Genomic DNA, 14131 nt, shown 5'->3' with positions numbered 1-14131 from the left:
GCCGATCGCCGCGGCACTGCTGCGACATGACCTCGGCGCCGCCCGCGCGCTGACCGCGCGCATCGTGTCGCGCGACACGAGCGACGCGGACGAAGGCGCGCTGTCGCGCGCGGCCGTCGAATCCGCGCTCGAGAACGGCAACGACGCGATCTTCGGCGCGCTGTTCTGGTTCGTCGTCGCGGGCGGCCCCGGCGCGCTGCTGTTCCGGCTCGCGAACACGCTCGACGCGATGTGGGGCTACCGCACGCCGCGCTTCCTGACCTTCGGCTGGGCCGCCGCGCGCCTCGACGACGCGCTGAACTGGATTCCCGCGCGCCTCACGGCCGCGAGCTACGCGCTGCTCGGCGACACGGCCGCCGCATGGCGTTGCTGGCGCACGCAGGCGCGCCACTGGGACAGCCCGAACGCGGGCCCGGTGATGGCCGCCGGCGCCGGCAGCCTGAACGTGCAGCTCGGCGGCCCGGCCGTCTATCACGGCGAGATCGAGGATCGTCCCGCGCTCGGCACCGGCGCAACGGCGACCGCCATCCACATCGTTGCCGCGCTGTCGCTCGTCACGCGCACGCTGGCCCTGTGGCTCGCGCTGCTGGTTGCGAGCGGCGCACTCGTCATGGCCACTCATCATGTCTGACACCCGCATCGTGCATGGCGGCAACCTTCATGAGGCCGCCCGCCGCCACGGCATTCCGTACGACACGTGGCTCGACCTGTCGACCGGCATCAATCCGGCCGGCTATCCGGTGCCGCCCGTGCCGGCCGACGCGTGGCGCCGGCTGCCCGACGACGGCGACGGCCTCGCGGCCTGCGCCGCGCAGTACTACCACGCGCCGGATCCCGCACACGTGCTGCCGGTTGCCGGGAGCCAGGCTGCAATCCGCGCATTGCCCGCGTTGCTGCCGACCGGCGACGCCGGCGTCGCGGCGCTCGCGTACGGTGAATACGCGCCTGCCTTCGCACGCCACGGCCATCGCGTCGTCACGCTCGACATCGGCGCGGACGCGCTGCCTGCGACGCTGCACCACGTCATCGTCGGGAATCCGAACAATCCGACCGCCGAGTTCGTGCCGACCGAGCGCCTGCTCGGCTGGCATGCGCAGCTGGCGGCACGCGGCGGCACGCTGATCGTCGACGAGGCATTCGCCGATACGGGTGCGACGCAGTCGCTTGCGCCGCACGTCGATCGCCCGGGGCTCGTCGTACTGCGTTCGGTCGGCAAGTTCTTCGGGCTCGCCGGCATCCGCGCAGGCTTCGTGCTCGCGTGCCCTGAGCAGATCGTCGCGCTGCGCGACATGCTCGGCGCATGGACGGTCGGCGGCCCTGCCCGCCACGCGGTTGCCGCGGCGTTCGCCGACCGCGCATGGCAGGCCGCCGCCCGCGAACGGCTCGCGGCCGACGGCGAGCGGCTGGCCGCATTGCTGCGCGCGCACGGCTTCGCTGTCCGCGCGACACCGCTCTTCAGCTGGACCGACGACCCGCGCGCCGCGGCGCTGCATGCGGCACTCGCGGCACGTGGAATCTGGACACGGCACTTCCCGACACCGTCGAGCGTACGCGTGGGCCTGCCGGGAACCGAAGCGGAATGGCAGCGCCTCGGCGACGCGCTCGCGCACTGCGTGCCGCTGCTGCAACGGGAATCCGCATGAGCCTGCGCATGTTTCGCCGGCTGACGCCGGTCGCGATGCTGACCGCACTCGCTTACGCACCGCTCGTCCACGCCGATGTCACGACGCGCGACGACGCCGGCAATACCGTCACGCTGCCTGCGCCCGCGCAGCGCGTGATCAGCCTCGCGCCGCACGCGACCGAGCTGGTCTATGCGGCCGGCGGCGGCGCGAAGCTCGTCGGCACCGTCACGTACAGCGACTATCCGCCCGCCGCACAAGCGATACCGCGCGTCGGCGACAACAAGGCGCTCGACCTCGAACGGATCGCCGCGCTGAAGCCCGACCTGATCATCGTCTGGCGGCACGGCAACGCCGAGCGGCAGACCGATGCACTGCGCGCGCTGCACATCCCACTGTTTTTCAGCGAACCGAAGCATCTCGACGACGTATCGGCGTCGCTGCGCCGGCTCGGCACGCTGCTCGGCACGCAGCCGGCGGCCGATGCGGCCGCGGCCGCCTATACGCGCGACATCGCGGCGCTGCGCACGCGTTACTCGGCGCGAGCGCCAGTCACGATGTTCTTCCAGGTCTGGGATCGGCCGCTGATGACGCTCAATGGCGCGCACCTGATCAACGACGTGATCGAGCTGTGCGGCGGCCGCAACGTGTTCGCATCGCTCAAGCCGCTCGTGCCGACCGTCACCGACGAGGCCGTGCTCGCGGTCAATCCGGAGGCCATCGTGACGACCAGCGCGGGTACGACGCGCTCGGACGAACCGCTGCCGAGCCTGGCGCGCTGGCGCGCGTGGCCCGCGCTGACGGCCGTGGCGCGCAACAACCTGTTCGCAATCGACGGTGATCTGCTGACGCGGCCGTCGCCGCGGATCGCGCAGGGCGCGGCCGCGCTGTGTGAAGACCTCGATGCCGCGCGTGCGCGGCGCCCGCGCTGATTTCCGGCGGCTCGCGCGTTCATCGCGCGTCAGTTGCCTGAGACGGATTGACCACGCGCTGCGTCGCTCACATGCGGACGCCAGCGCACCTATTCGTCCCAGTGCACCACTTCCCACGTTCGCGTGGCAGCATCCGCACGCAGCCAGACAACACCACCTGTCGGTACGGGCCGAGACAACAGCGTATCGAGCGGCACGCGCAGCACATGCGATGCAAACGCGCGGATCACCCCCGCATGCGTGACCGCCCATTGCGGACGATCGAATTGCGCCACGGCATCGGCCCGCCCCGCGACCCGCGCGGCAAACCGCGCGACGCTTTCGCCGCCATGCGCACACGCATGCATCAGGTCGGCCGCCCACGCATCGAGCGCCGTGCGATCGATATCGTCCCAGCGCCGCATTTCCCACGCGCCGAAATCCATTTCCTGCCAGTCGGCATCGCGCCGCAACGGCACGCCGCATGCCTGCGCGAGCCGTTCCGCAACCGACGCGCAGCGCGTCAGCGGGCTCGTCCAGACATGTTCAGGAAGGGGCGCGCGGAGCGCCGACAGATGTGCGTGCACGGCCTGCGCACCGGCGTCGGCCGGCGCGGCGAGCGGCACGTCGCTGCGTCCGTAGCAGATGCCCGGCTCGACGCCGACGGCAGGATGACGGATCAGGACGACGTCCATCCGAGCACCACGAGATAGAGCGCCAGTTCGCACAGTTGCTGCGTGAAGCCGAGACAGTCACCTGTATAGCCGCCAATCCGCTTCACGAAATAGCGGGCGGCCCATGCGCGCACGAGCACGAGCGCACCGCATGCGGCGACGCCCATGCGCCAGTCGGGCCAGAACAGCCAGGGCAATCCAAACAGTGCCGCGACGCAAGCCGCGCGTGCGCCCATCCGTTGCGCGACCGGTTTCGCCTTGCCTTCGGGCCGCACGTAGTCGAGCGTCATCAGCAAGCTCACCGCCGCCGCGCGGCTCGCCGCGTGCGCGGCGATCATCGTCCACGCAGCACGCAACGGCAGCATGGACGCAAGCGCCTGCCATTTCACGCCGAGCGAGATCACGAGTGCGACCGCGCCGAACGTGCCGATCCGCGAGTCGTGCATGATGCGCAGCACGTCGTCGCGCGTATAGCCGCCGCCGAACGCATCGCAACTGTCGGCGAGGCCGTCTTCGTGGAATGCACCGGTCGCGAGCAGCGTCGCGGCCATCGACAGCCCGACCGCGATCGACGGGGGCAGCACGCGCAACGCGACGAGATACACGAGCGCGCCCCAAGCGCCGACGCATGCGCCGACGAGCGGAAAATAACGCGCGGCCTGATCGAGATCGCCGGCCGCGTAGCCGATCGAGCGCGGCACCGGCACGCGCGTGAAGTAGCCGAGCGCGACGAAGAAGTAGCGCAGTTCGGCCCGCACGCCGCGCGCGCGATCAGGCGTCACGATTGTCGACGCCGGCGGATTCGAAGCTCGCCATTTCCGTGAGAAACGCCGCCGCCGCACGCACGAGCGGCAGCGCGAGCGCCGCGCCCGTGCCTTCGCCGAGCCGCAGGTCGAGCGCGAGCAGCGGCTTCGCGCCGAAATGCTCGAGCATGCGCCGATGCCCGGCCTCGTGCGACGTATGCGAGAACACGCAGTAGTCGCGCACGCCGGGCGCGATGCGCTCGGCGACGAGCAGTGCAGCCGTTGCGATGAAGCCGTCGACCAGGATCGTCATCCGCTCGCTTGCGGCCGCGAGATATGCGCCCGTCATCATCGCGATCTCGAAGCCGCCGAACGTCGCGAGCACGTCGAGCGGCGCAATCGCGTGCGAATGCTTGACGAGCGCACGGCCGAGCACCGCGCGCTTGTGCGCGAGGCCCTGGTCGTCGAGGCCCGTGCCGCGCCCGACGCACGCGTCGATCGGCACGCTGAGCAGGCGGCTCATCAGGCACGCGGCCGACGACGTGTTCGCGATCCCCATCTCGCCGAAGCCGATCACGTTCGTGCCGAGCGACGCATGCAGGCGCACGCGCGCCGCGCCGGCCGCGAGCGCCGTCATCGCCTCGTCGCGCGTCATCGCCGGCTCCGCCGCGAAGTTGCGCGTGCCGCGTGCGACCGGCAGCGACACCAGCCGGTCCGACACCGGCAACGGCGACGCGACGCCCGCATCGACGATCTCGAGCGTGCTCTGCGCGACGCCCGAGAATGCGTTGATCGCCGCGCCGCCGGCGAGGAAGTTCGCGACCATCTGTGCGGTCACCGCTTGCGGATAAGGACTCACGCCCTCGGCGGCAATCCCGTGATCGCCGGCAAACACGATCATCACGGGACGCTTCACGACCGGCCGCTCGGTGTGCTGGATCAGGCCGATCTGCAGCGCGACCGCCTCGAGCTGGCCGAGGCTGCCGGGCGGCTTGGTCTTGTGGTCGATCACGTGCTGCAGGCGCTTGCGCAGCACATCGTCGAGCGGCGCGATTTCGGGCGGGAAGGGGGTCGGGGTCGTCATCGAGGAGCCGGGTCGTTGGCGCGGCGTGCGCCGCGCATCGAAAAAGGAAAGGTCATTGTCGCTCGGGCCACGCCGGCAGCAGTGCATCGCGGCCGTTCTCGCGGATCAGCACGAGCGGATAACCGAACGCATCGCTTGCGCGCTCGGGTGTCAGTACGTCGTGCACGGGGCCGGCCCACGCGTGGCCGCGGCCGTCGAGCAACAGCGCATGCGTCGCGAAACGCCGCGCGAGATTCAGATCATGGCACGAGAACAGCACCGTGCGCGGGCCCGCGTCGAGCCATGCGGCCAGCGCGGTCAGGCAATCGATCTGGTGATGCAGGTCGAGATGCGCGAGCGGTTCGTCGAGCAGCATCAGCGGCGCGTCCTGGCACAGCGTCGCGGCCAGCGCGACGCGCTGACGCTCGCCGCCCGACAGCGACAGCACGTCGCGCGACGCGAGCGCGGTCAGGTCGAATGTCGCCAGCGCGTCGCGCGCGGCCGCGCGGTCGCCGTCGCGCTCCCAGCCCCAGCCGCCGAGATACGGGAAGCGGTTGAGCAGCACCGTGTCGAACACGGTCGCGCTGAATGCGTCGTGCAGTTGCTGCGGCATCAGCGCGCGGCGCTGCGCGAGCTGCTCGGGTGGCCACGCGGCAAGCGGCCGGCCGTCGATCTCGACCCGTCCGCCGGCCGGCGGCTGCAGCCCGGCGAGGGTTGCAAGCAGCGTCGTCTTGCCCGCGCCGTTCGGCCCGGCGACGCACCAGATCTCGCCGGGACGGAACGCCCGGGTGAAGCCATCGAGCAGCGTGCGCGCGCCGGCCTTCAGCGTCAGGTTGACGGCCGCGTAGTTCATGTCGCCAGTGGTGGCATGCAGTGCGGCCCCCGTCATCGCATCGGCCTCCTCAACAACATCCACAGGAACACCGGCACGCCGATCAATGCGGTCATCACGCCGACCGGCAGTTGCGCGGGCGCGATCGCGGTGCGTGCGAGCAGGTCAGCCGCCATCACGCCGCCGCCGCCCGCGAGCATCGCGGCCGGCAGCAGCATCCGCTGGTCGTTGCCGAAGGCGAGCCGCAGCGCATGCGGCACGACGAGGCCGACAAAGCCGATCGTGCCGGCTGTCGTCACCGCGGCCGCGGCGGCCAGCGACGCGACGAGATAGATCCGCACGCGCAGGCGCGCAACGGGCACACCGAGCGCGAGCGCGGTCGCGTCGCCGCGCAGCAGCACGTTCAGTTGCGGCGCGGCCGGCAGCGCGACGCATGCGGCCAGCAACAACGCACCCCACGCGAACCACGGCGCGGTCACGCCGTTCAGGTCGCCCGTCAGCCAGAAGATGATCCCGCGCAGCCGTGCTTCGGGCGCGAGCGACAGCAGCAGTGTGACGAGCGCGCCCCACCCCGCCGCGATCACGACGCCCGTGAGCAACAGCCGAGGCGACGCGTCGCGCGACTCGCCGCGCCACAGCTCGCGGCGCGCGAGACCGAGCACGAGCGCGACCGACACGAGCGAACCGGCGAACGCCGACGCATCGACGAGCCACCACGCGCCGCCCGCGATCATCGCGACGAGCGCGAAACCGGCCGCACCGCCCGACACGCCGAGCACGTACGGCTCCGCGAGCGGGTTGCGCAACAGCACCTGCAGCAGTGCACCGGATAGCGCGAGCAGCGCGCCGCATGCAAAGCCCGCGAGCGCGCGCGGCAGGCGCAGCGTGCGGACGATATCGGCGAACAGCGCGTCGCCGCCATGCGGCACGAGCGACGCGAGCGCCTGCCATGGCGACATCGGCACACTGCCGATCGACAGCGACGCGACGAACAGCAACGCGACCGCCACAGCCAGCGCGGCCCAGATCGCGGTGGCGCGTGCGGCGCTCATGCCGCGCGCGGCGCCGCACACGACGTGCGGCGCACCTGCTTGCGGCTGCCGGCCGGTCGTGACTTGAGCGCCGCGCGGACGATTGGGGTCAGCATCGAAGAAGATTCCATGAAGCATTGCGCGCCCCGCCTCCCCGCAGGCCGCGCGTCACGAAGCCCGTGCGGGCTTCCCGTCTCGGCCGGTATCCGGGCTGGCGGCGGTCCGGCTCGCCTTCCCGCGCGATGACGCGCAGTGGCCCGCGTCCGCATGCACGACCTGCACGCGAAACGCGCCCGAGCCGGCCTGCGTCACGGGACGCGGCCGCTTACCGTTGCGGGGGCAGCGCAGGTTGGCGGGCTTCCGGCGCCCACGCCCTGCTTCCCGTTTAACCGCGCGTTCCACGCGCGAGCACCGAGGCGGCGCCAGTTTAGGAGCGGGTCGCGCGAGCGTCAAGGAAGCGTCCGGACACGCATGGGAAGCGCTGATTCGCGGCAAGAAGCAGGGGTGTTACGACTGGAAACGTTACAGATGTCGGATTGCGCGTTATTCCGCGCTAAAATGCTGGGTCTTTAGAGGACGCAGCAAATGCTCAACGAACTCGAAACCCTATCTCAAAATATTGGCCGTCTGATTTCGCTGAACAAGCGCTATCACTCGGAACGGCTCGCGCTCGAGGAGCAGGTCGCGCAATTGCGCGCGGATGCGGACGCAGTCCGCACGGAACTCGCGCAACTGCGCGACGAACGTAATGCGCTCGCAGCCGAGCGCGACACTTTGTCGGCAAAGATCGACGACGCCCAGGTGAAACTGAACGCGATTCTCGAAAAGCTCCCGCGCTCGAAAAACGCGGAGCAAGCCGACAACCAGCTCGACCTGCTGGATGCACAGGCGCGTGCGGATGGCGATGACGCGGCCAGCCACGGAGAACATGCATGAGCACCAAGCAGATCGAAGTCTCGATTCTCGGTCAGCCCTATCGTCTCGCCTGTTCGGCCGAGACCGAAGCGGCGCTGCTCGAAGCGGTCGCGCGCGTCGACGCCGAAATGTCGAAAATCCGCTCGAACAGCTCGGTACGCGGCACCGATCGCATCGCCGTGATGGCGGCGCTGTCGCTCGCGTCCGAATTGCTGCGGCTGCAAACGAGCGTGCGGCACGGTGAAGCATTTCCGGCGGAAGAAATCCGTCGTACAATGCACCAGATGAACGAACAGCTCGGCGCGGTGCTCGCACAGCACGAGACGCAGTAACGTTTGATCGATGCGTCGATTCCCCTTGATCTCGGCGATCAACGGTGGTCAAATTGGCGCAACGAAACACAGTTCAGTCAGCTTCCCTGCCTGGTTCGCCAAGGTCATATATTCCTTGAACCAATGCCATGTGCACGGTTGCGGAAATTTGTAGCACGGGCGCGCGCGTCACTCTGTCTGATGTACCCGAAGTGCTGCTAACTGCGACCAATTCTGAACCCCAGGTTCAGGATGCCGGCCTAGCGGCCAAGGCGGGGGCCTATCCAACGGCATCGGGCGAAGCCCGGTGCCGTTTTCTTTTGTAGCAGCCTCTTTCTGCGTCGATCACGATCCATGCAATACTGGCTGATGAAGTCCGAACCGGACGAAGCAAGCATCGACGATCTCGCCAACGCACCGCAGCGCTCGCTGCCGTGGACCGGCGTGCGCAACTATCAGGCGCGCAATTTCATGCGCGACACGATGAAGATCGGCGACGGCGTGCTGTTCTATCACTCGAGCTGCCCCGAGCCGGGCATCGCGGGCCTCGCCGAAGTGTCGTCGACGCCCTACCCCGATCCCACGCAGTTCGATCCCCAAAGCCCCTATTACGACCCGAAGTCGAATCAGGAAGCGCCGCGCTGGCTGCTCGTCGACGTGCGCTACGTAAAAAAATCGCCGCTCGTGCCGCTTGCGGCGCTGCGCGAACACGACGAACTCGCCGACATGCGCGTGCTCGCGCGCGGCAACCGGCTGTCGATCACGCCCGTCACGCGCGCCGAATGGCGCTTCATCACCGAAAAGCTGATGAAGTAGGCGCACGCCAAAGGTCAAATCTGGTCAGTACGCGCCGCCGTCACGGAACTCGCGGTACTTTCGCGCAGCCTAAGCAACCGCTGCCGGCCGATCGGGCCGGCTGTCGTTTTTTTCGTCGCGCGGCCCGCCCGCGTCGTGCGCGCGCAATCCGCGTGCACGCCCTCGCACAAGGAGTCCAACAATGACCAAGAAATCCGCACTCGCGCTGTCGCTCGCCCTTGCCGCCGCCGTTCCCGTCGCGCTGACGCTCGCGTCGCCCGCCGCGCACGCGCAATCCGCGAACCCGCACTTTCCGGAGCCGGCAGGCGTGCTGTCGCTGTCGTCGCAGGCCAGCGCCGACGTACCGCAGGACATCATCCACATCACGCTGTTCTACGAGCAGCAGGCCAAGGATCCGGGCAGCCTCACCGCGCAGTTGAACCAGCGCGCCGACGCAGCCCTGTCGCAGGCGAAGGGCGTGTCGGGCGTCACCGCACACACGGGCGCATTCTCCGTCTATCCGAGCACCGATCGTGACGGCAAGATCTCCGCATGGCGCGGCCGCACCGAGGTCGCGCTCGAATCGCGCGATTTCGCCGCAGCGTCGAAGCTTGCGGGCCAGCTGTCGAACCTGATGCAGGTCGCGAACGTCGAGTTCTCGCTGTCGCCCGAAGCGCAGCGCGCGGCCGAGCAGAAGCTGACGACCGAAGCGATCAAGTCGTTCCGCGCCCGCGCGGACGAAGCCGCGAAGGCATTCGGCTACAGCAGCTACACGATCCGCGACGTGAACGTCGGCGGCGGCCGCAACGTGCAGCCGTACCCGCGCATGATGGCAATGGCCGCGGCGCCGATGGACAGCGCAAAGATGAGTGCGCCGATCGCGGTCGAAGGCGGCAAGGCCACCGTGTCGGTCACCGTCAACGGCTCCGTGCAGATGAAGTAACGCGCAGCGCACGGCAGTCCGAAATGAAAAACGCCGGCCCGAGGGCCGGCGTTTTTCATTTGCGTGCGCATTGTCGATGCACGCGCCGATCGCACGTGCATCGGCATCACATCATGCAGCGGCATGCGCCGCGCGGCGGCGATACGCCCAGACCATCAAGGCGATGCCCGTGAGGATCATCGGCAGCGACAGCCACTGCCCCATCGACAGGCCGAGCGCAAGCAGGCCGAGGAAGTCGTCGGGCTCGCGCGCGAACTCGACCGTGAAACGTGCGAGGCCGTAGCCGATCAGGAACAGCGCGGAGATCGCGCCCATCGGCCGCGACTTGCGCGAGAAGAAGAACAGCGCGAAGAACAGCGCGATGCCCTCGAGCGCGATTTCATAGAGCTGCGAAGGATGGCGCGGCAGCATCTGGTATTGCATGAACACGTCGGCGAGATGCCACTTCTCGACGAGCTCCGGATGCTTCGGCAACCATGCCGCATCGTCGCGCATCGCGCCCGGGAACAGCATCGCCCACGGTGCGGACGGATCGGTCACGCGGCCCCACAGTTCGCCGTTGATGAAGTTGCCGAGCCGCCCGGCCGCGAGCCCCGCCGGCACCATCGGCGCGACGAAATCGGTGACCTGCAGCCAGTGGCGCTTGCGCTGCCACGCGAACAGCACCATCGCGAGCGTCACGCCGAGGAAGCCGCCGTGAAACGACATGCCGCCTTCCCACACCTTGAACACGTCGAGCGGATGCGAGAAGTAGAAATCGGCCTTGTAGAACAGCACATAGCCGAGCCGGCCGCCGAGCACGGTGCCGAGCACGCCGTAGAACATCATGTCGTCGATGTCCTTCGCGGTCCAGCCCTGCGCCGCGACGTGCGGCAGCTTCAGGCGGATCCGGCCGACGACGATCGCCGCAATGAAGCCGACGAGATACATGAGCCCGTACCAGCGCACGGCCAGCGGCCCGAGATGGATCGCAACGGGGTCGAAATTCGGGTGAATGATCATGGGTTAGCGAAGAAGTTTTCGAATGCGGTACGGCCGTCGCAAACGCGCAGCACCGCGCTTTGGACGGCACCGGCGCGTCATCGTTCACGTCATGTGGCGACGCCCTGCGCGCGCACGACGTCGATGAAGCCGGCCAGCACGGGGCTCACGTCGCCGGTGCGCCACACGAGGCCCGTCTCGACGACCGGCGCGTGACCGGCGAGCGGCCGGTAGACCACGCCGGTGCGCCGCAGGTTACGCAGCGATTGCGGCACCAGTGCGACGCCCATGCCGGCCGACACGAGGCTGACGATCGTCTGCATCTGGATCGCCTCCTGGCCGATGCGCGGGGTTTCCCCCGCCGCGCCGTAGCAGCCCGTAATGATGTCATAAAAGCCGGGCGCCAAACGACGCGGAAAGATCACGAGCGGCAACGCGGCGACCTCCGCGAGATGGACAGGCTCGTCTTCGGGCGCGTCGCTCGCTGCCGCCGGCATCGCCACCACCAGCGGCTCGCGCACGACGGGCAGGTACGACAACCCGGCCGCGTGGCGCGGCGGCACCGGCGGAATGACGAGCCCCGCATCGATGCGGCCGGCGACGAGTTCATCGATCTGCACGTCGCTCGTCGCCTCCGCGAGTTGCAGCCGCACCTGCGGATAGCGCGCGCCGAACGCCCGCAGCAGCGAAGGCAGCAGCCCGTAATCGGCGGTCGACACGAACGCGAGCGACAGCGAGCCGGCCTCGCCGCGTGCGAGCCGTCGCGCAAGCGGCGGCAACGCATCGGCCGACGCAAGCAGCCGGCGCACGTCGGGCAACAGCGCCGCGCCAACCGCCGTCAGCGCCACCGAGCGCTTGGTGCGCACGAACAGCGCGACGCCGAGCGCATCCTCGAGCGCGCGGATCGCCTGCGATAGCGGCGGCTGCGTCATCGACAGGCGTTCGGCCGCGCGGCCGAAATGGCGCTCGTCGGCGACGGTCGCGAAATAGCGCCACTGGCGCAGGTCGGGAGTCGGATCGGCCATGGCTCTCTCATTCGAAAAACGACTTAATAAGCGACAAATAATATATTGGACATCCCAATCCGGACACTCCATTCTTGATTGATCCGAACCGGCGCGCCGTTCAGCGGCGTTGCCCAGACAACGATGGAGTCCCCCATGGCTTACAACCGTCGCTCGAAGCACATCACGCAGGGCGTGGCCCGCTCGCCGAACCGCTCGATGTATTACGCACTCGGCTACCAGAAGGACGATTTCGACAAGCCGATGGTCGGCATCGCGAACGGCCATTCGACGATCACGCCGTGCAATTCCGGCCTGCAGCGCCTGTCGGACGCGGCCGTCGCGGCCGTGAAGGCGTCCGGCGCAAACCCGCAGATCTTCGGCACGCCGACGATTTCGGACGGCATGTCGATGGGTACCGAAGGCATGAAGTACTCGCTCGTGTCGCGCGAGGTGATCGCCGACTGCATCGAAACCTGCGTGCAGGGGCAATGGATGGACGGCGTGGTCGTCGTCGGCGGCTGCGACAAGAACATGCCGGGCGGGATGATTGCGCTCGCGCGGCTGAACGTGCCGGGCATCTACGTGTACGGCGGCACGATCCGCCCCGGCAACTGGAAAGGCCGGGACCTGACGATCGTGTCGTCGTTCGAGGCGGTCGGCGAATTCACCGCGGGCCGGATGTCGCAGGAGGATTTCGAAGGCGTCGAGCAGAACGCCTGCCCGACGTCGGGGTCGTGCGGCGGGATGTACACCGCCAACACGATGAGCTCGTCGTTCGAGGCGCTCGGGATGTCGCTGCTCTATTCATCGACGATGGCGAACCCCGACCAGGAGAAGGTCGACTCGGCCGCCGAATCGGCGCGCGTGCTCGTCGAAGCCGTGAAGCGCGACCTGAAGCCGCGCGACATCATCACGAAGGAATCGATCGAGAATGCGGTGTCGGTGATCATGGCGACGGGCGGCTCGACCAACGCGGTGCTGCACTATCTCGCGATCGCGCACGCGGCCGAGGTCGACTGGACGATCGAGGACTTCGAGCGCATCCGCAAGCGCGTGCCCGTGATCTGCGACCTGAAGCCGTCGGGGAAGTACGTCGCGACCGACCTGCACCGGGCCGGCGGGATTCCGCAGGTGCTGAAGATCCTGCTCGACGCGGGGCTGCTGCACGGCGACTGCATGACGATCACCGGCCGTACGATCGGCGAAGAACTGCAGGACGTGCCCGGTGTGCCGCGCGCGGACCAGGACGTGATCTTCCCGATCGACCGTGCGCTGTACAAGGAAGGCCACCTGGCCATCCTGAAAGGCAATCTCGCGGAAGACGGCGCGGTCGCGAAAATCACCGGCCTGAAGAACCCGGTGATCACGGGCCCGGCACGCGTGTTCGACGACGAGCAGAGCGCGATGGATGCGATTCTCGGCGACCGGATCCGCGCCGGCGACATCCTCGTGCTGCGCTACCTCGGCCCGAAGGGTGGCCCCGGCATGCCGGAAATGCTCGCACCGACGTCCGCGATCATCGGCAAGGGGCTCGGCGAATCGGTCGGCTTCATCACGGACGGCCGTTTCTCGGGCGGGACCTGGGGGATGGTGGTCGGCCACGTCGCGCCCGAGGCGTTCGTCGGCGGCACGATCGCGCTCGTGCAGGAAGGCGACTCGATCACGATCGACGCACACCGGCTGGTGCTGCAGCTGAACGTCGACGACGCGGAACTCGCGCGGCGCCGCGCCGCATGGCAGCAGCCGGCGCCGCGCTACACACGCGGCGTGCTCGCGAAATTCGCGGCGCTTGCGCGGCCCGCGAACAAGGGTGCCGTCACGGGTTGACGCTCGCGCGTCAAAACATGTGACCCCGATAAACATGGCCGCAGGGGGAACGCGCAAAACGCGCTTTCCCTTTGCTTTTATAATGCGCGGACCATGTAGCCGGCCGTCCCCGCCGGCGGAGAACCGCATGAAACACTCGATATTGCGCGTCCTGCTCGCCACGCTGCTGATCGGCAGCGCGGCGGCGGCGCGTGCCGACCAGGCCGACGGGCTCGCGCTTGCCCAGCGCAAGAACTGCATGGCCTGCCACGCGATCGGCAAGCCGCTGATGGGCCCGTCGTTCCGCGACATCGCCGGCAAGTATGCGGCGCGCGGCGACGCCGTCGATTACCTTGCCCAGTCGATCGTGAAAGGCAGCGTCGGCGTATGGGGCAGCGTGCCGATGCCCGCCAATACGCAACTGACGAACAGCGAAGCCCACACGCTCGCGCAATGGGTGCTGTCGGTGCGCTGACCGGACACCCTGGGCGGGAATG

Annotated in this window: 16 protein-coding genes, 1 other RNA gene and 1 riboswitch; of the genes, 10 read left to right on the top strand and 7 right to left on the bottom strand. The window is 68.7% G+C overall.

Translation table 11 applies throughout. The features are described from left to right. The 3 genes from G3O06_RS31125 to G3O06_RS31115 form a co-directional block, all read left to right on the top strand. Positions 1–631 (top strand): CobD/CbiB family cobalamin biosynthesis protein (locus G3O06_RS31125; protein ID WP_205818498.1); only part of this gene is annotated, 631 nt, incomplete at its 5' end. After that, on the top strand, positions 624–1643 hold the full coding sequence (gene cobD / locus G3O06_RS31120; RefSeq protein ID WP_205818497.1) for a threonine-phosphate decarboxylase CobD: 1020 nt from the start codon (positions 624–626) through the stop codon (positions 1641–1643). The genes G3O06_RS31125 and cobD, both read left to right, overlap by 8 nt. Further along, complete coding sequence (locus G3O06_RS31115) at positions 1640–2554, top strand: cobalamin-binding protein (protein ID WP_205818496.1); 915 nt, start codon at positions 1640–1642, stop codon at positions 2552–2554. Before cobD ends, G3O06_RS31115 begins: the two co-directional genes overlap by 4 nt. 89 nt (positions 2555–2643) lie before the next feature. Here the strand turns inward: G3O06_RS31115 and cobC are convergent, their stop codons facing one another. Genes cobC through G3O06_RS31090 form a run of 5 tightly spaced genes read right to left on the bottom strand, consistent with a single transcriptional unit; the run spans position 2644 to position 7014 of the window. After that, positions 2644–3228 (bottom strand): alpha-ribazole phosphatase, encoded by a 585-nt coding sequence (cobC, locus tag G3O06_RS31110; protein WP_205818495.1) that lies wholly within the window; start codon positions 3226–3228, stop codon positions 2644–2646. Then, positions 3213–3989, bottom strand: coding sequence for an adenosylcobinamide-GDP ribazoletransferase (locus G3O06_RS31105; RefSeq protein ID WP_205818494.1), 777 nt, complete (start codon positions 3987–3989; stop codon positions 3213–3215). Before G3O06_RS31105 ends, cobC begins: the two co-directional genes overlap by 16 nt. Continuing rightward, entirely contained in the window at positions 3979–5034 is a 1056-nt protein-coding gene (gene cobT, locus G3O06_RS31100) for a nicotinate-nucleotide--dimethylbenzimidazole phosphoribosyltransferase (RefSeq protein ID WP_205818493.1), read from the bottom strand. Before cobT ends, G3O06_RS31105 begins: the two co-directional genes overlap by 11 nt. A 52-nt stretch (positions 5035–5086) precedes the next feature. Beyond that, on the bottom strand, positions 5087–5902 hold the full coding sequence (locus tag G3O06_RS31095) for an ABC transporter ATP-binding protein (RefSeq protein WP_205818492.1): 816 nt from the start codon (positions 5900–5902) through the stop codon (positions 5087–5089). Then, positions 5899–7014: an iron ABC transporter permease gene (locus G3O06_RS31090; RefSeq protein ID WP_241020333.1), complete on the bottom strand. Its 1116-nt coding sequence runs from the start codon at positions 7012–7014 to the stop codon at positions 5899–5901. Before G3O06_RS31090 ends, G3O06_RS31095 begins: the two co-directional genes overlap by 4 nt. Positions 7015–7055: 41 nt before the next feature. Then, a riboswitch (cobalamin riboswitch) is annotated at positions 7056–7307 on the bottom strand. 154 nt (positions 7308–7461) lie between these two features. Here G3O06_RS31090 and G3O06_RS31085 point away from each other — a divergent pair. From G3O06_RS31085 to G3O06_RS31065, 5 genes are all read left to right on the top strand, one after another. Then, entirely contained in the window at positions 7462–7812 is a 351-nt protein-coding gene (locus tag G3O06_RS31085; protein ID WP_205818491.1) for an ATPase, read from the top strand. Continuing rightward, positions 7809–8123, top strand: coding sequence for a cell division protein ZapA (locus tag G3O06_RS31080; protein ID WP_006478091.1), 315 nt, complete (start codon positions 7809–7811; stop codon positions 8121–8123). Before G3O06_RS31085 ends, G3O06_RS31080 begins: the two co-directional genes overlap by 4 nt. An 80-nt stretch (positions 8124–8203) precedes the next feature. After that, a non-coding RNA gene (gene ssrS / locus G3O06_RS31075) (6S RNA) lies at positions 8204–8385 on the top strand. 71 nt (positions 8386–8456) lie between these two features. Continuing rightward, a complete protein-coding gene (locus tag G3O06_RS31070; protein ID WP_205818490.1) occupies positions 8457–8918 on the top strand; it encodes an EVE domain-containing protein in 462 nt (153 codons plus the stop codon). Positions 8919–9099: 181 nt separating this feature from the next. Continuing rightward, on the top strand, positions 9100–9840 hold the full coding sequence (locus G3O06_RS31065; RefSeq protein ID WP_174916398.1) for an SIMPL domain-containing protein: 741 nt from the start codon (positions 9100–9102) through the stop codon (positions 9838–9840). Positions 9841–9951: 111 nt separating this feature from the next. Here the strand turns inward: G3O06_RS31065 and lgt are convergent, their stop codons facing one another. Both lgt and G3O06_RS31055 read right to left on the bottom strand, forming a co-directional pair. Continuing rightward, the gene (gene lgt, locus G3O06_RS31060) at positions 9952–10842 is read right to left on the bottom strand and encodes a prolipoprotein diacylglyceryl transferase (RefSeq protein WP_174916397.1); all 891 of its coding nucleotides are present in this window, start codon (positions 10840–10842) and stop codon (positions 9952–9954) included. Positions 10843–10931: 89 nt separating this feature from the next. Beyond that, positions 10932–11846, bottom strand: a complete 915-nt coding sequence (locus G3O06_RS31055; protein WP_174916396.1) for a LysR substrate-binding domain-containing protein — start codon at positions 11844–11846, stop codon at positions 10932–10934. Between the two features lie 135 nt (positions 11847–11981). Between G3O06_RS31055 and ilvD the strand changes: the two genes are divergently transcribed. Together ilvD and G3O06_RS31045 are read left to right on the top strand one after the other, a co-directional pair. Continuing rightward, positions 11982–13655, top strand: coding sequence for a dihydroxy-acid dehydratase (gene ilvD / locus G3O06_RS31050; RefSeq protein WP_174967699.1), 1674 nt, complete (start codon positions 11982–11984; stop codon positions 13653–13655). A gap of 127 nt (positions 13656–13782) precedes the next feature. Then, entirely contained in the window at positions 13783–14109 is a 327-nt protein-coding gene (locus G3O06_RS31045; protein ID WP_174916394.1) for a c-type cytochrome, read from the top strand. Positions 14110–14131 lie beyond the last annotated feature (22 nt).

The sequence above is a fragment of the Burkholderia sp. Ac-20345 genome (assembly GCF_017104825.1).
Classification (GTDB): Bacteria; Pseudomonadota; Gammaproteobacteria; order Burkholderiales; family Burkholderiaceae; genus Burkholderia; species Burkholderia lata_B.
Note: the sequence above shows the minus strand (reverse complement) of the source record. Positions and strands in the feature narration are given on the sequence as shown.